Genomic DNA, 16,684 nt, shown 5'->3' on the forward strand with positions numbered 1-16,684 from the left:
GGTTCATCACCCGTCGATACGCCACATTCTTGCGCAATGGGTTCAAAACAGAGACAACAGAGTGCTGGCTCGTTGAGAGGCCAGGACAAAACGCGCAGCTAGCTCCGTGGATCGTTCTGCAGCGAGGTGCAGAACACAGGACAGATCATCACCAGCGCGGACGGCCCGCGCACGAGGACAATGACGCAGCTTGTCGCTTTACCGGACGGCACGGAGCTCGCGGGCGATTACAAAATCGTCCGGGTTCTCGGTGCGGGCGGTTTTGGCGTCACGTACCTCGCCGACGAACCGGAGCTGACGCGCAAAGTCAGCATCAAGGAATATTTCCCGAGCGATTTTGCGCTGCGCACCGAAAACCTCGAAGCGACGCCGCGGTCAGAGAGTTGCACCGGCGATTACAATTGGGGTCTCGACCGCTTCATCGAAGAAGCGCAGACGCTGGCGAAGTTCGATCACCACAACATCGTCAAGGTGCATCGCATCTTCCGCGCCAACAACACCGCCTACATGGTGCTGCGGTTCGAGGAAGGCAAAAGCCTTAAGAATTGGCTGAAGGATCTGGGCCGCGCGCCGCGCCAGAAGGAACTCGACCAGATCGTCGCGCCGCTACTCGATGCGCTTGAGGTCATTCACAAAGCCGACTTCCTGCATCGCGATATCGCGCCCGATAACATCATCATTCGCAACACCGGCGATCCGGTGCTGATCGACTTCGGGGCGGCACGAAGCGACATTGCTGCGCATTCAAAGACGAAGACGGTGTCGGCGCTCGTAAAGCCCGGCTACAGCCCGTATGAACAGTATGCCGAGACGAGCCGCCAGCAGGGGCCGTGGTCGGATATCTATGCCTTCGCCGCGACGCTCTATCATGCGGTGACCGGTAAGCGGCCGCCCGACTCGCCGTCGCGCATGCTGAAGGACGAGATGGTGCCGGTGCGCGACGCCGCGCTGGCGAGCTATCGGCAATCGTTTCTGATGGCCATCCAGCAGGCGCTGGCGCTTTCCGTCGACGCGCGGCCGCGTTCGGTTGCCGAATGGCGTGGGGCGCTGCTTTCGCCGGATCCGGAGAAGCCCGGGCTTTTCCAACGCCTGCGAGAGAAGACCGAAGTCCGCCGCAAGCAGGACGATGAGAAGCGCGCAACCGAAGCCATCATCAATACCGCAGTTCCGCCGCCTCCCGATGCGCCGGGTCCGAAAGGCGGCATGCTCGATTTCGTCGAGTCGCTGAAAGAGCCTTCCGCCGCGAAGAACAAGGGCAAGAGCAAGGCTGCTCCGCCGCCCGCGCCGTCTGCCGCCGTGAAAAAGTCGGCGGCGGCCGAAAAGGCGAAGGCGCGAGCTGAAAAAGCCAAAGCGGACAAGGCCAAAGCCGCGGAGAAGCTGCCACCATTACCGCCGCCAGCGCGTCCGCAACCTGAGAAAGCCAAATCGAAGCCGAAGGTGCGTCCCAACCCGGACGTCGGGCGCAAGCCGTTCCTGCGCCGGCTAACGACGCGCGTTATCGTTGCGGCAGCGCTCGCGGGCGTCGTGTTTGCATTCCACGATCGGATCCCGCAGCTTCTATCGACGCATGTAAGCGCGATCACGACGGGAACGATCTCGAAACCGGTTGCCGTCAATCCCGATCCTGCACTGACGGAAACAGCTGAGATCAAGGCTTACGATGCACCAATCGAACGGCTGGCGCTGAGCGGCGATGGCCGGCTGATCGTGACGGCCGCGCACGAGGCGCAACTTAAAGTCTGGTCCTACGATACGCGCTATCAGCTGGGCACGATCCAGCTGGAAGATGGCCCGGCCGTATCGCTTGCCGTGCGCAATAATCGCGTCGTGACCGGCCATGCCAACGGCGCCGTCGACATCTATGATCTTGACAGCAAGCGCCGCCTCTTCCGCTTCAAGCGCAACGACGCAACCATCTGGGCGGTCGATTTCATTGCTTCGGAAGATCGCATCGCAACCGCCAGTCACGACTGGATGGTGACGCTGTGGGAAACAGCCTTCCCGAACGCTCCCACGGCGGTGCTCGAAGGGCATGAGAATGCGGTGCAGGCGCTCGCGGTCGATCCGTCGGGCCGTTGGATTGCATCAGGCGGCGCAGATCGAACTGTGAGGATCTGGAGCGTCGAGACGAAAGACTCGCGGCGGCTCTATCGCAACAATTCCGATTTCATTTCGGCGCTTGATTTCTCGCCGGATGGCTCATTACTCGCGACCGGTAGCCTCGACGGTACTGTGAAGCTGCTCTCCATGAATTCCTATCGCATGCAGCGGACGTTGGGCGGACACAATGCGCGCATCACCGCGCTCGCGTTTTCCGGCGTCGGTGATCTGCTGGCGTCGGCGTCCGAAGATGGTGTCGTACGCGTCAGGAGCCTGAAGCGACCGCGCAATTATCTGCCGCTCACGGGACTGGGATCCGGCGCAAAGACTGTCGTGTTCTCAAACGATGGGCGCACACTGCTGACCGGCGGACAAGACGGCGTCATACGGATCTGGTCATTGCCGGGAGCACAGCTCGCCCAGCGCAACTGAAGCGCACCTTTGCTTGCGGGTGTCAGACGGCTTCGCTAGATCACATGCAAATGCTTGTGGGCTGCACGATGGAGCCAAAGGGCTGCCATCATTCGTCCCAAAATGCTTAAATCGATTCATGCTCGAGGAGGTGCGCTCGATGTTCGGGTGGCGCAGGCGCAGTGAAGGCTTTGAATGGAAGGAATACGTGCGGACGACCATTCTCGTTCGCCGGGCCGACCGTCAACGCCGGATTGAAGATGCGCGCGTTGCCGCCATCGAGAAGGTCAAGAACGTAGCCGACGCGGGTGTCGATGCCGGACGAGCCGGGGCGTTCGCTGCCAAAAGCGGCGTCATGCGCGTGCTGGCGTTCATCGGACATGCCATCGCCGACGTCGCAATTGCGATCTTCTGGGGCATTGTTCGCTGGGTCTCATTCGGCTGGAGCGTTTTGAAGGACGCAGCGCGCGCACTTTTGACGCCACTGCGTAGTGCGATCCGCATTCCTGCTGATGCTGCACGCGACAAGCTCAAACTGATGCCGGACATAGCACGAAAATCGCCGATCAAGGCGCATCACCTCATCAGCGCGGGGCTGTTTCTGCTGCTCATCTACGTCGGCGGCCCGATGCTGAGAAGCGCCGATGGCATCGGCACGTCGGATCTCAATATCTCGACCGGCTCGATCGATGCTTCGCACCAAGTCACCATTTCGAATGAAATCTCAGGTACGGCAGCCGCGCTGACGGGCGATACGATGCGAGTCGATGGGACCCTCGTGCGCCTCGCTGGCATTGAAGCGCCGGCGGCAGCGCAGCCCTGCCATCGGGCCAACGGCCGACGCTGGAATTGCGCTTCCGCCGCCCGTTTAGGCCTCAACAGGATCGTCCGCGGTCATAAGGTGACGTGCTCATCGTCGGGCCAGGACGATAGCGGACGAACGCTTGCAAGCTGCGTGATCGATGGTTCGCAGGACGTCGCGACGATGCTGGTGCGGGACGGCTACGTTTTCGCGACGGATAAATCGTTCTTCGGCTCGCTCAGCAGCGACGAAGGCGGCGCACGCGAGGCCAAGCGCGGCATCTGGCAGGGTGAAGTTCTTAGACCGCAAGACTGGCGCAACCAGACCTGGGAGGCGGCCAAACGCGACGCGCCCGACGGCTGCCCGATCAAGGGTGTCATTAGGGCATCGGCGAAGATCTACGCCCTGCCCTGGTCGGATGCCTATGCCAAGGCGCGTGTGCGGACCGCACGCGGCGAGAGGTGGTTCTGCAGCGAAGACGAGGCGAAAGCTGCGGGCTTCGCGCCATGGGATAAATCTTGAACTGCCAGTATTGGCGTTGAACGCTGCCCGGCAAAAAAATCCCGCAGCCGGGGGAGACTGCGGGTTGCAAACCGACCTTCACGCTATTGGGGTCTTGGAACGGCGCGAAAGATCTACACGGATTATACAGCCAAAGGTGGCAGAAAGATCAAGAACCAGAGGCATGTGATTCTTTTTTTTGTCGTCAAGATGTACCTAGTTTGCCGTTCCGTGATGCGTAGAGGCAACGGCTGAACTCCCGATAAACTAACAAAGTTTCCTTTGCGGAAAGTCGCCTGTGCTGTGGCAGCATCAAACTTGAAACGCTAATGAACTAGGAAAAGCGCACGATAGCGTCGTCTTTTATCAGCCACCTCGGTACCACAGCTCGCGAGCCTGCAACCGGAAGTTCTCTGGGCTACCAAAAGAGGCGGGCGAGGAAACGGCCAGATGTCTCTTAACCGCCGTCCGCTGCAGAAGCCCGGCTAATGGTCTTTACACTGGCAAAATAAATCGGTGTGCAAACGTTCATACAGCAACCGAATTCCGATTCTTCTTTAGCTCGCACAAGTCTCGGACAGGACAGTCAGAAGTCTGTGTTGCAGATTCACACCATCGTTTTTTCTGAACAGCCAAACGTTGGCGTGAACGCTCCCGGTTTTGAAACGCTGCCGCTAAAGTGCCGCCGTTGCAGGGGCACGGGCGTTAGTAACCAGAGGGGTTCAAGTTTATGTTGCGCAGACTGGTACTGGGGCTGTGCGCCATCATGGCCACAGGCGCCGCAGGTGTAAGCGGCGTTGGAACAGTCACTTTCGTCGGAGCTGGGGCGGGTGTTGCCGGCCTCATCAGCACTACGACAGTCGCCGAAGCTCAATCGTGGCGCCATCGGCATCATCGCCACCGGCACCGGTATCATTATCGCCGTGGCGATCAGCTTATTCTCATTGCCGAAACCGACGTCGACCTGTCTCTCGACCGATATACGATCGATGTGCGGCAAGCTAAAGGCGCCTACAAAGGCATTCGCATCAAGAATGCCATGGGCAAACTTTTCGACGTCCGGCGCGTCCAGATCGTCTACAGCGACGGTTCGGTGTGGAACGAAGACCGCCAGATCGACATGTATTGGGGCGAGCGCAGCCGGCCTATCAATCCGACCTACGAAAACAAGTTCATCGATCAGATCAAGATCGAACAGGTCCCCGGCTATGGCCGCGGGCGACTGCAGATCATCGGAATTCAGGATCGCGAAGGCCGCGGAATGGATCGCGGCGGCGCTGACTACAGCAGCAGACAGCCCAGCCGGGCGATATCGAACAACGATATCACGGTGCGCCCTACGGTTCCGGTCGCGTCCCCATCGACACCAGGCCAACCAACAGCGGGCGGTGACGTTCTCTTTGGGGCGCAGTACGTGGGCTTCCTAACGGACCGCGACGTCATACGGATTGGACCGGAAATAGGCAAGTTTTCCAAGATTCGCCTGCGTGTCCTCGATAACGACATTCACATCAAAGAGATGAAGATCGTCTATGCGAACGGGGAAAGCGATACGCTGGCGATCAATGCCGACATTCCGAAAAACTCCCGGACGAATTGGATAGACCTCAGAGGCGACCGTTTCATCAAGGAGATCCAGCTCGTCTATCGCTCGCGGCCGAACTTCAACGGGCAAGCGCGGATCGAAGTCTTCGGCCGTTACGCGCCGGGTTGGCTCGGACCGAAGGGCGAAGGCCGCAAATATAACCAGGGCTGGGTGCTCCTCGGCGCTCAGACGGCAGGCTTCATCGGCTTCGATAAGGACATCATTCCAGTCGGCAGCAACGAAGGCGGCTTCAGACGCCTGCGGGTCACGGTCCGCGACCGCGCTATTACGCTTAACGAGGTCAAAGTCGTCTACGCCGATGGCCAGGACGAGACCATTCCGATCCGCACGCGTGTCGACGCAGGCGGCACGTTCGGACCGATCGATCTCAGGATGGGCCGCCGCCACCCGATCGACCATATCGAAGCCAAGTACCGGTCGCGTTTCTTCGACTCGTCCGCGAAAGGCAAAGGTTCGGCCATCGTCGAAATCTGGGGCCAACATTACTAGGCTTCGCGCGAATAGCCGGTAGATGGAGAATCATGAGGGCCGGGCACAATCCGGCCCTCTTTTTTTCGCACCAATGCGCGCGGACCGAAGAATACTGAGGGTTTTGCGCAGGAATCGTATCGGATCGACCGATTATCCCGCAGCAAACTCCGTCAACAGCGTTTCGCGAAGTGCGACGAATATGCTACGCGACGCTACCTGTGGCCGGCCGTCGATTCCACTATTGGGGGACCAAGCTTTGAACGTGAGCCTCAAGCAGCCGCTGCAGGCCGACAGTCGTGCCGACGTCTTCACCCGCGATCCGAGACTAGCTCCATCATCCGCCGCAAAGACATTACCGGAGACGCAGAAACAGCGCGTCCGCCGCCTTGCCGCGCATTGCCAGAAGTATCGCGGTTCAGTGCCGAGGCTTGCGATCCAGCAGCTGCTGACGACCATCGTGCCGCTGGTGTTGATCATCGGCGTGATGTTCGCGACCGTCGAACATGCCTATTGGGCGACGCTGCTGCTTGCCGTTCCTGCTGCCGGGCTTCTGGTCCGGGCCTTTATCATCCAGCACGATTGCGGCCACGGGTCATTCTTTGCGTCGCGACCTCTCAACGATTTCGTCGGACGCGCCATGAGCGTGCTGACGCTCGCGCCTTACGGCCTGTGGCGCCGGGAGCATGCGCAGCATCACGCGACGTCCGGGAATCTCGATCGCCGCGGTGCCGGCGATATCAATACCATGACGGTGAACGAATACGTGAAGCTTTCGAAGCTTCGGAAGCTGCACTACAAGCTTTATCGGCATCCGCTGTTTTTGTTTGGGCTGGGAGTGCCAGCCTATTTCGTTATCATACAGCGACTGCCGTGGTTCCATGCCTTGCCGCCGCGTGATGCCTGGAAAAGCGTCTTAGCGCTGAACGTGGGGCTCGTCGCGCTCTACGCGCCGCTCTGCTACTTCTTCGGCGTCGCTAACGTGCTCTGGGTGGGCCTACCGGTGCTGCATATTGCGGCCGCGACGGGCGGCTGGCTGTTCTTCATCCAACATCAGTTCGAAGAGACGACGTGGGACACTGCCGAAGGCTGGGATTTCCAAGTCGCGGCGCTGCTCGGTTCGTCCTATTACGATCTCCCGAAAGTCCTGAACTGGTTCACGGGCAATATCGGGCTGCATCATATCCATCACCTTAACAGCATGATTCCGAACTACCGGCTTTTCGCTTGCCTTGATGCAAGCCCGGAGTTGAAATCGATCAATCGGATGACGCTGCGTGAGAGCCTTCGATGCACGCGATTGAAGCTCTGGGACGAAGACCAGCGCCGCCTCATCGGCTTCGACGAACTTCCAGCAACTGCCTAAAGATTATTGCGTTCGCGCATTGCCATGACGACAGCCCCCGCGCGAGCGCCGATTGATGATCTCGTCACTATTCGTGACTGGCTGCGCTATGCCGTGACCCATATGAGCCGAGCGCATCTCGTCTATGGGCACGGTACATCCAATGCCGTCGACGAGGCCGCATTTCTTATTCTATCGCAGCTCGATCTACCAATTGACGACGTCAACCCATGGCTCGATTGCCGGCTGACGACGGACGAGCGCCAAAGCATCGCCTCGCTCATTGCAGAGCGCGTCGATACGCGTAAGCCAGCGGCTTACCTGACGCATGCGGCCTACATCCAGGGGCGAAAATTCTACGTCGATGAACGCGTGATCGTGCCGAGGTCGTTCATCGGCGAACTGCTGGTCGAAGATCAATTGGCGGCAATCGTTCCCGATCCGATGGCCGTGACGCGCGTGCTCGATCTTTGCACCGGATCGGGTTGTCTTGCCATTCTCGCGGCAGAAGCGTTTCCGAACGCCAAGTTCGATGCCGCCGACGTTTCAGAGGACGCGCTCGCGGTGGCGCAGCGGAATATAAGCGATTACGGGCTTGAGAATCGCATCCGCACGTTCAAGTCGGATTTGTTCGATGATCTGCCGGCCGGAACGTATGACCTCATCATATCCAATCCGCCCTACGTAACTGCCGACGCCGTTGCTGCGTTTCCGCCGGAATATCAGGCGGAGCCGACATTGGCGCATCTCGGCGGCGTGGACGGCATGGATCTCGTGCATCGTATTCTGCACGACGCGTCGAGACGGCTGGCGCCAGGCGGCGGCATCGTCGTTGAGATCGGCGACGGTCAGACCACCCTCGAGGCATCGAGGCCGGACCTGCCATTCCTTTGGCTCGATACCGAGACCAGCAAGGCCGAAGTTTTCGCGCTTTTTGCCGACGATCTAAAAGACGCCAAATGACTTCGCGGACGGTCGTGGCAAAAGCCAGCGTCCCGCCCGCGAACAGACCATACTCCTCAGCCGAAAGCGCCGAAGTGGTGCGAAATGCCGGTGCCGATCTCACGAATGAATTCGTAAGAGATCTCCATAGGAGTTAGGATTTCCGTTTCCAATCGCGCGTAGTCGTCGATGCCGCGCGGACGGTAACTCGCCTGTTCGTCGAACGATTTGGCCGTTACGTCTTTTTCGTCGTGCGGGAACGCCTTGCGCAGAATGCTTAGTACTTCGGGAATTTCGAGGCTCAAAGCCATCTCGAGCACCTGCGTATGCGACAGCCCGTCTTGCGGAGCGAAGCGCGGAAGCTGCGCCGCCAAGATGAAGATGCGCATGATCAGCGCGAGGCGGATTGCCTGCAGGAGATCGAGCTCGAGCCGGTTCTCGTCGGGCACCATGCCGTCTTCAATGTTCAAGTCGGCAAGGATGGCGTGAAGGTCGATAGCATCCAAACGCAGCAAATGGACGAGTTCGGAGACGTCGCCATAACGATCGTCGGGCAGCAGATGCGTCGCCAAGGTGCGGAACGCACTGTTTAGCGCTTCCTCGCGGCCCCATGAGGCACGCGACGCCCACAGGCCCGCATTGAACACTTGAGCGTTCGCCGCCATGGCATTGAGGCTCGACATCGTCTTGCCGTGAGCGATCATTGCGAGCAGAGACTGCAATCGTTTGGACTTCTTCGCGAGTTTATAGAAGCGGTCGCGATCGACGCCGACGGCGGTGCCGAGACCGGCAACGACGTTAGCGATATAGCCGAACTGCTGAAGAATGGCGTTGTTCGGGATGGCGCGCATGCGCGCCGGGTTGCCGCGGTCTGACGCGTGGTCGCCTTGGCGCTTCACGGGACGAGAGCCCGTCTTGAACAACAAGTTTGGACCAAATGCGCCGAGTACGGCACGGTAACCGTCGTGCGCGAACAAGTCCTGCTGGAAGCCTCGCAGGCGGAGGAAGAAGTCGAAGCTGAAATCCTGCGCCGAATAGAACGGATCCTTTTCGGCAGGCGGGATATCGCCGTCCATCACGATGGTTGCGAGAGCGCGGGTCGTCAAAGCGCGGTTGCCGAAGAAGACGTAGCCGTCGCCGCCCTGGAAGCTCGTCTCGTGCTTCACCGGAATGTTGGCAGCGCCGAACCGGCGGCGTGCTTCGTTCGTCATCACGTAGTGCAGACGACGGTAAAGCGTGCCGGGGTGCGCGCCGCGGCCCATCGACTCGCCGTGGGTCGAAAAGAGCAGCGTCTCGATGCCTTCGAGCTTGGCGGCGTCGACGATCGCGGCCAGCGCCTTGTAGTAGCGTTCGACGGCCAGAGTCGCCGAGATCTGTCCGATGAAGCGGCCAGCGTCGGAGAAGCCAGTTTGAATGCTGATCCGCTTTCGGCCGATCACGTACTCGCGGTAGGCCTCTTCTTCGATGAGGCGCTCCATGATGCGTGCGCCGTTCTCAAGACCCGTCGGAGTTTCGAAAAGCGGAGAGATATCGGTGATGTGGTCGACGCCGAACAGCTTGGCGAAGAACACAGCAATCAAAACCGTTGCAGGCGACTCGCATTCGGCGATGAGGAAGCGGATCGGCGTTTCCTTATCGACGTGCTTCATGATCTGCGCGGTAAGCGCAAACTGGCGGATCGCAGTCGCGGTTTCGAGATCGAGCGTCGCAAAGTTGACCGTCTCGCGCGGCGTGTTCTTGATCATCTCGACAATGCGCTTCAGCGACTGGCTTTCGGTCAGGTCGCGCGTCCACGGCTCGTGCACGTAGGCGCGGAATGCGTTGTGGAGCTGCAGGGCATTGATGCGCAGGTGGATATGCGACATGCCGAGACCGGTTGCCTCGACGAGACCGGCGAGCGCGGCTGTGGCGCGCTTCATCTGCGGCGCCTGGACCGCATCGATCAGATTGTTGAAGAGAGCCTGTAGCGCCTCGACCGTCAGCAGGTTGTAGCCGTCCGTCTTTGTCATGACGTTAGCGGCCTTGGCGAGGCCTTCGGTGTTGTTGGCGAAGCTTTCGAGCGCCTTCAATTGCTCATCGACGGCAGCGATGCCGAGATCGAGCTTACCGACGATCTGGCGGGCGACGCGCTGTGCGGCGTCACCGCTTTCGAGCTTGTGCTTCAGGACGACGAAGCGTTCGCGGATATCGGCCAAGGCGGCGCGCTTTTCGCGAAGGCGGGTTTCAAACGAGAACGTCCAGGTGATGTCGGTGCGGCCGTCGAGATCGTAGCCGACCCACGACGCAAACGTCGTCAGCCTCGGGCGCACTTTGAACGCCGCGTCACCGAACTTCTGCGAGGCAACGCTATAGAAGCCGTGCAGCAGCTCTTCGTATGCGTTGCGCAGGTTGCGGATCGCATCCTGGGCGCACTTGTGCTCGTGATGGAGCGTCAGCTTATCTTCGGGGCGATGCGGCAAGCCGATCGTGACGTCGGACGTTGGATCGGAAACCGCGATATCGACCATGCGCCGGTAGAGCGCGTCGGCAAGGCCGAACGTCGGATGGGCGGTCAGAACGATGCCGGTGCGGGCACGCGACCAACGCTCTTCAAACGCTTTGAGATTGTTGCCGGACTCGGTTGCCGTTTTTTCGACGTAGGCCGTGAAGTCTTTCAGCGTGGTCGCCTGATCGACGTAACCGACCTTATCGCGCAAACCGCGAGCGCGGCGAACGAAGGCGCGATCCATCAGGCGGCACGCGAGGCCCTTCATCTCGTCAAACGACACTTCGCCCGCCTCAAGACGCCGCGACATGTCGAACGCGACGTTCAAAATCGGGTTGAGCGAAGGGTTGTCCGGAATTTGCGCTCTAAGACGCTTCAGCTGATTGATCAGCTCGATTTCGTCGAGCTTGTTCGAGCCAACAGCGGGCGTCGTATCCTGCATCACCAAAGGCTCCATGTCCCATCGTGCGGGACAGAATTCTCATGAAGATTCATAGTGTAGCGAAGTGGACGGCCGGAGGCAAAACACGCACGCTCCGGCCGAACCAAACTTAAGCTACCTTGCGGACCTGACCGAGGACCTGGGCAACGGTTGAACCCATTTCCGACGGCGTCGGCGCAATCGTGACGCCGCAGCCCTTCAGGATCTCGACCTTTTCAGCGGCCGATTCACCGAATGCCGAGACGATGGCGCCGGCGTGGCCCATGCGACGGCCCTTCGGCGCCGACAAGCCAGCGATGTAGGCGATCACGGGCTTCTTCATGTGCTCTTTGGCGAACATGCCGGCTTCGGCTTCCTGCGGGCCGCCGATTTCGCCGATCATCAGAACGGCGTCGGTCTCCGGATCCGCCTCGAAAGCTTCAAGAACGTCACGGTGCGATGAACCGTTGATCGGATCGCCGCCGATGCCGACCGACGTCGAGACGCCGATGCCGAGCGCTTTCAGCTGTTCCGCCGCCTCGTAACCGAGCGTGCCCGAGCGGCCAACGATGCCGACGCGGCCCGGCAGGTAGATGTGACCCGGCATGATGCCGAGCATCGCCTTGCCTGGCGAGATCGTACCGGCGCAGTTCGGGCCGGTCAGAACCATGCGGCTTTCTTTCTTGTAGCGGCGCATGTAGCGCTTCACGCGGATCATGTCCTGAGCCGGAATGCCGTCCGTGATGCAGACGCAGTATTTGATGCCGGCGTCGGCTGCTTCCATGATCGCGTCGGCCGCAAACGGCGGCGGCACGAAGACGATAGAAGCTTCAGCGCCGGTCTCATCGACCGCGCCCTTGACGGTGTTGAACACCGGGCGGCCGAGGTGAGACGTGCCACCCTTGCCGGGCGTCACGCCGCCGACGACGTTGGAGCCGTAGTCAATCATTTCCTGAGCGTGAAAGGTGCCGATACGTCCGGTGAAGCCCTGGATCAGGATCGGCGTCTTTTCATTGATAAAGATTGCCATTGGTGCGTTTCTCCGGATTTAGGCCGCTTTTTTCGTTGCTTCGACAGCCTTTTTCGCCGCTTCCGCCAGCGTTTCTGCGCTGATGACGGTGAGGCCGCTGGTGTCGATGATCTTACGGCCTTCCTCGACGTTCGTTCCGGCGAGGCGAACAACAATCGGCATTGTGATGTTCAATTCCTTCACGGCATCGACGACGCCCTTTGCAACCCAGTCGCAGCGGTTGATGCCGGCGAAGACGTTGACAAGGATGGCACGCACGTTCTTGTCGCGAAGCACGGCGCGGAACGATTTCGTCACGCGTTCGGGCGAGGCACCTCCGCCGATGTCGAGGAAGTTCGCCGGTTCGCCACCTGCGAGCTTGATCATATCGAGCGTTGCCATCGCGAGACCGGCGCCGTTGACGATGCAGCCGATGTCGCCGTCGAGACCGACGTAAGACAGGCCGCGGTCGGACGCGTACGTCTCGCGAGGATCTTCCTGGCTCTTGTCGCGCAGCTCGGCGATGTGCGGACGGCGGAACAGCGCGTTCTCGTCAAACGACATCTTAGCGTCGAGCGCGAGAACCTGCTTTTCCTTGGTGATGACGAGGGGGTTGATCTCAACCATCATCGCGTCGAGGTCGCGGAAAGCGCGGTAAGCGCCCATGATCGCAGGCACGATCTTGTTGACGATTTCGGGATCAACGCCGAGGCCAAACGCGATCTCGCGCGCCTGGAACTGCTGCATGCCGACGGCCGGATCGACCTGCACGCGGATAATGGTATCGGGCTGGGTTGCAGAGATCTCTTCGATATCCATGCCGCCCGCTGCCGACGCGACGACGACGATGCGCTCCGCCGCGCGGTCCATCACGAAGCCGAGGTAGATTTCGCGGTCGATGTTCGTCGCTTCTTCGATGTAGAGGCGCGAGACCAGCTTGCCGGCCGGTCCCGTCTGGGTGGTGACGAGCTTGCGACCGAGCATCGACTCGGCTGCTTCCTCGATCTCCCGTTCGTTGCGGCAGAGCTTGACGCCGCCCGCCTTGCCGCGGGCGCCAGAATGGATCTGGGCCTTGACGACAACGGGGTGACCAAGCTCGCTCGCGCGGTAGGTCGCCTGCTCAGGAGAATACGCCAATCCACCGCGGGGGATCGGCACGCCAAACTTCGTAAGAAGCTCTTTCGCCTGGTATTCGTGAATGTCCATTATTGGACCTCCTTAGGATTGTTCGACGTTTCCTGGCTGTTTTTTTATTTCGCGCGCGCAGCTTCTGCGGCTTTGATCGCGGCAGCCGTGACGAGCAGGTTACGCGCCATCTTTTCCGAGGCTGCGTCGATCATCTTGCCGTCGAGAGAAGCGGCGCCCTTACCCTGGGCTTCGGCTTCCTTCAGAGCGACGAGAATGCGCTCAGCGCGCTCGACTTCCTTGGCCGTCGGCGAATAGATCTCGTTCGCGAGTTCGATCTGCGAGGGATGGATGGCCCACTTGCCTTCCATGCCGAGAGCCGCGCCGCGGCGCGCTGCCGCCTTGTAGCCTTCCGGATCGTCGATGCCGCCGAACGGTCCGTCGATCGGACGAAGACCGTAAGCGCGACAGGCAACGGTCATGCGCGACAGCGGGAAGTGCCACTGATCGCCCGGATAATCGGGGTTCAAGCCGCCGATGACGACGGTGCGCGCCTTGTTGAAGGCGGAGTAATCGGCCACACCGAAGTGCATCGATTCCAGACGACTCGGAGCAGAAGCAATGGCTTCGACGTTGGCCATGCCGAGCGGCGTTTCGATGAGCGCCTCGGTGCCGATCTGCTTCTTCAGGCCCTTGGCGACTTCGATCTGACTGACGATGCATTCAACCGTGTAGACGTCAGCAGGAACGCCAACCTTCGGGATGAGGATCGTGTCGAGCTTGGCGCCAGCCTGCTCGCAAATATCGACGACGTCGCGATACATGTAGTGGGTGTCGAGGCCGTTGATACGGACCGAGACGCTCTTGCCGGCGCCCTTCCAATCGAGATCGTTCAGCGCCTGGATGATGTTCTTACGGGCCTGCTCTTTTTCGGGCGGCGCAACGGCGTCTTCGCAATCGAGGAAGACATAGTCGGCGGCGCTCTTGATGGCGCGGTCGATCATGCTCGGGTTGGAGCCCGGAACCGCGAGGTATGAACGCTGCAATCTCTGTTTGCGGAGCGGGAACTGCGAGAAGCTCATTGGGAGGTTGCCTTCCTAGATTTGAGAACGTGTTTTTGTTTCGATCGCAAAACGAATGGGAAAGAGCGCCCGGCCTCAACCGAAGCCAGGCGCTTTTAATTTGTTAGGCAGCCTTGGCCTGAGCCGGCGTCACACTCGTCGCTGACTTCGTCGCGGTCTTGGAGAAGTACTCCGCGGCAGCGCCCGTGCCCGAGCCGAGCTTGATGTTGATGCCAGAGTCTTTGAGCGCCATTTCGACAGCGAAGAGAACACCACCGACCATGAACTCATCGACGGCACCGAGGTGGCCGATGCGGAACACCTTGCCAGCGACCTTGTTGAGGCCGGTTCCGAGCGAGGTGTTGTAGCGATAGTAAGCCGTCTTCAGGACAGCGTTCGCATCAGCACCTTCCGGAACGAGGATCGCTGACACTGTGTCCGAATGCCACTTCGGCTCCTTGGCGCAGAGCTTCAGGCCCCAAGCGTCAACAGCGGCGCGAACGCCTGACGCCATGCGGTGATGGCGAGCGACGACGTTGTCGATGCCTTCAGCGAGGATCAGATCGAGCGAAGCGCGCAGACCGCGAATGAGCTGCGTGGCCGGCGTGTAGGGGAAGTAGCCAAGATCGTTGGTCTTGATCATGTCTTCCCAAGAGAAGAAGCAACGGTTCATGCGGCCGTTGACGCTCTTGTTGACGTCGAGTGCCTTCTGGCTGACGGCGAGGATGCCGAGACCGGTCGGAAGCATGAAGCCCTTCTGCGAACCGGAGACGCAGCAGTCGACGCCCCATTCGCCCATGCGCATCTCAAGCGAGCCAACCGAAGAAACGCCGTCAACGAAGAGAAGTGCGGGGTGCTTTGCAGCGTCGAGCGCCTTGCGAACGCCGGCGATATCGGACGTCACGCCCGTCGCAGTTTCGTTGTGCGTGGCGAAGACAGCCTTGATCTCGTGGTTCTTATCCTTAGCGAGGATATCGGCGTACTTTTCGAGCGGCACGCCCGTACCCCACTCTTCGTCGCACAGCTCGACCTTGAGGCCGAGACGCTCAGCCATATCGACCCAGAGCAGCGAGAACTGACCGAAGCGGCTCATCAGAACTTTGTCGCCAGGGGCCAGCGTGTTCTCGATCGCCGATTCCCAAGCGCCGGTGCCCGACGACGGGAAAATAAAAACGCGGCCGTCCTTCATCTTGAAGACCTTCTTCAAGTCCTCGAAGATCGGAAGCGTGAACTTCGGGAATTCCGGAGAACGCATGTCCTCCATCGGAACGTTCATGGCCATCCGCACGGCATCCGGAATCGTGGTCGGGCCGGGAATGAAGAGATGTGGCGTAATCAAATTCATATGAAGCGCTCCTCCACGCTGCGTTGTGCCAAGCCGACGATCCCCGACGCAGCAGGGGAGACGTTCCGGCATTGCTTTTGCTGATCCTTCCGCCCGATCGCAGTTGCGGGCGTCAAATCTTAACTAGCAGGCGGACAGTGACGGTGGGAACGGAAATCTATCAACACCCTGTTGGGCAGGATGAGCTACCCACCTCGTCGTGCTTTGGTGCTGCAATTCAGCGCCTTTTTGCGACAGCGTTATTGCTGCTCCGAACGGTTAACGGAGACATGCAGTGCAACAGCCATGGCGCGATTCGAAACGCCCAATTTGTCGTACAAATTTTTCAGATGGTATTTCACCGTGTTGCGCGAAATGCCGGTGCGCGCCGCGATCTGCAAGTTGGTCCAGCCGTTCGCAAGTGCAGCAAGCAACTCACGCTCGCGCGCCGTCAGACCTTCGAGCGGGTCATGGTTCAAAAGATCAATATCGACATACGGCAGCGACAAGCGGCCACGCGCGACCGAAACGACAGCTTCGAGCAGAACCTGCGGATCTTCGGTCTTAGAGACGAAGCCCCAGGCACCGCCTTTGATGGCTTGCCGTAGCACCTCGTTGGAACGCTCGCCCGTGTAGATGATGATTCGGGTCTGCCACTTCTCTTGCTTGATACGCTGAAGCACGGCTCCGCCGGTCATGTCCGGCAATGTCCAGCCGACGACGGCGATCTCGACCGGCTTTGTCTTAAGAGCGTTGAGCAACGATTCACCCGTCGGGTGCACACCGCATACGGTAAAGCGCCCGTCACGCTCAATCAGCGCGTCGAGACCTGCGCGTACGACCGGATTTTGATCGGCGATCGTGACCTCGATCTTGGCCGCCATTCCCGCGATGCTCTCCTTAAATCCGCGACGGCACCCCTGAAGGCGTCCGCAGCCCTGCCTCGCGATTGGCGACCCCGGCAGGATTTGAACCTGCGACCTACGGTTTAGGAAACCGTTGCTCTATCCAGCTGAGCTACGGGGCCGGCCCTGGCCTTGCGGCCGCACTTCGTCAGTTCGATTTCCCGGCCCTGCGGCGGGTG

At 60.1% G+C, this 16,684-nt stretch carries 11 protein-coding genes and 1 tRNA gene; 5 read left to right on the plus strand and 7 right to left on the minus strand.

The window, feature by feature from the left end:
• Positions 1-180: 180 nt before the first annotated feature.
• The 5 genes from RLW41_RS08170 (at position 181) to prmB (ending at position 8,196) form a co-directional block, all read left to right on the plus strand.
• Positions 181-2,532 carry a protein kinase domain-containing protein gene (locus RLW41_RS08170; protein WP_414464169.1) on the plus strand — a complete coding sequence of 784 codons (2,352 nt, stop codon included), beginning with the start codon at positions 181-183 and terminating at the stop codon, positions 2,530-2,532.
• A 139-nt stretch (positions 2,533-2,671) separates the two neighbouring features.
• Entirely contained in the window at positions 2,672-3,835 is a 1,164-nt protein-coding gene (locus tag RLW41_RS08175) for a thermonuclease family protein (RefSeq protein ID WP_409561373.1), read from the plus strand.
• 709 nt (positions 3,836-4,544) lie between these two features.
• On the plus strand, positions 4,545-5,909 hold the full coding sequence (locus tag RLW41_RS08180; protein ID WP_414464170.1) for a DUF2541 domain-containing protein: 1,365 nt from the start codon (positions 4,545-4,547) through the stop codon (positions 5,907-5,909).
• A gap of 244 nt (positions 5,910-6,153) precedes the next feature.
• A complete protein-coding gene (locus RLW41_RS08185; RefSeq protein WP_414464580.1) occupies positions 6,154-7,254 on the plus strand; it encodes a fatty acid desaturase in 1,101 nt (366 codons plus the stop codon).
• A 24-nt stretch (positions 7,255-7,278) separates the two neighbouring features.
• Positions 7,279-8,196, plus strand: coding sequence for a 50S ribosomal protein L3 N(5)-glutamine methyltransferase (prmB, locus tag RLW41_RS08190; protein ID WP_414464171.1), 918 nt, complete (start codon positions 7,279-7,281; stop codon positions 8,194-8,196).
• A gap of 56 nt (positions 8,197-8,252) precedes the next feature.
• Here prmB and RLW41_RS08195 read toward each other — a convergent pair whose 3' ends face one another.
• From RLW41_RS08195 to RLW41_RS08225, 7 genes are all read right to left on the minus strand, one after another.
• On the minus strand, positions 8,253-11,102 hold the full coding sequence (locus RLW41_RS08195) for a phosphoenolpyruvate carboxylase (protein WP_414464172.1): 2,850 nt from the start codon (positions 11,100-11,102) through the stop codon (positions 8,253-8,255).
• Positions 11,103-11,211: 109 nt separating this feature from the next.
• Complete coding sequence (sucD, locus tag RLW41_RS08200) at positions 11,212-12,111, minus strand: succinate--CoA ligase subunit alpha (protein ID WP_024274917.1); 900 nt, start codon at positions 12,109-12,111, stop codon at positions 11,212-11,214.
• Between the two features lie 18 nt (positions 12,112-12,129).
• Complete coding sequence (locus tag RLW41_RS08205; protein ID WP_013949993.1) at positions 12,130-13,296, minus strand: malate--CoA ligase subunit beta; 1,167 nt, start codon at positions 13,294-13,296, stop codon at positions 12,130-12,132.
• Between the two features lie 44 nt (positions 13,297-13,340).
• Positions 13,341-14,297, minus strand: coding sequence for an HpcH/HpaI aldolase/citrate lyase family protein (locus tag RLW41_RS08210; RefSeq protein WP_414464173.1), 957 nt, complete (start codon positions 14,295-14,297; stop codon positions 13,341-13,343).
• Between the two features lie 103 nt (positions 14,298-14,400).
• Positions 14,401-15,621: an aminotransferase class V-fold PLP-dependent enzyme gene (locus RLW41_RS08215; protein ID WP_013949995.1), complete on the minus strand. Its 1,221-nt coding sequence runs from the start codon at positions 15,619-15,621 to the stop codon at positions 14,401-14,403.
• Between the two features lie 239 nt (positions 15,622-15,860).
• Entirely contained in the window at positions 15,861-16,484 is a 624-nt protein-coding gene (locus RLW41_RS08220; protein WP_409561378.1) for a response regulator transcription factor, read from the minus strand.
• A 66-nt stretch (positions 16,485-16,550) separates the two neighbouring features.
• Positions 16,551-16,627: transfer RNA gene (locus tag RLW41_RS08225), tRNA-Arg, on the minus strand.
• Between the last annotated feature and the right edge of the window lie 57 nt (positions 16,628-16,684).

Origin of the sequence: Hyphomicrobium sp. DY-1, assembly GCF_047497105.1 — a bacterium.
GTDB lineage: Bacteria > Pseudomonadota > Alphaproteobacteria > Rhizobiales > Hyphomicrobiaceae > Hyphomicrobium_B.

Coding starts and splice junctions, on each gene's coding strand:
- RLW41_RS08215 (WP_013949995.1), bottom strand. CDS start 15,621: ATGAATTTGATTACGCCACATCTCTTCATTCCCGGCCCGACCACGATT.
- RLW41_RS08170 (WP_414464169.1), top strand. CDS start 181: ATGACGCAGCTTGTCGCTTTACCGGACGGCACGGAGCTCGCGGGCGAT.
- RLW41_RS08220 (WP_409561378.1), bottom strand. CDS start 16,484: ATGGCGGCCAAGATCGAGGTCACGATCGCCGATCAAAATCCGGTCGTA.
- RLW41_RS08210 (WP_414464173.1), bottom strand. CDS start 14,297: ATGAGCTTCTCGCAGTTCCCGCTCCGCAAACAGAGATTGCAGCGTTCA.
- RLW41_RS08205 (WP_013949993.1), bottom strand. CDS start 13,296: ATGGACATTCACGAATACCAGGCGAAAGAGCTTCTTACGAAGTTTGGC.
- RLW41_RS08180 (WP_414464170.1), top strand. CDS start 4,545: ATGTTGCGCAGACTGGTACTGGGGCTGTGCGCCATCATGGCCACAGGC.
- RLW41_RS08195 (WP_414464172.1), bottom strand. CDS start 11,102: ATGCAGGATACGACGCCCGCTGTTGGCTCGAACAAGCTCGACGAAATC.
- RLW41_RS08175 (WP_409561373.1), top strand. CDS start 2,672: ATGTTCGGGTGGCGCAGGCGCAGTGAAGGCTTTGAATGGAAGGAATAC.
- sucD (WP_024274917.1), bottom strand. CDS start 12,111: ATGGCAATCTTTATCAATGAAAAGACGCCGATCCTGATCCAGGGCTTC.
- prmB (WP_414464171.1), top strand. CDS start 7,279: ATGACGACAGCCCCCGCGCGAGCGCCGATTGATGATCTCGTCACTATT.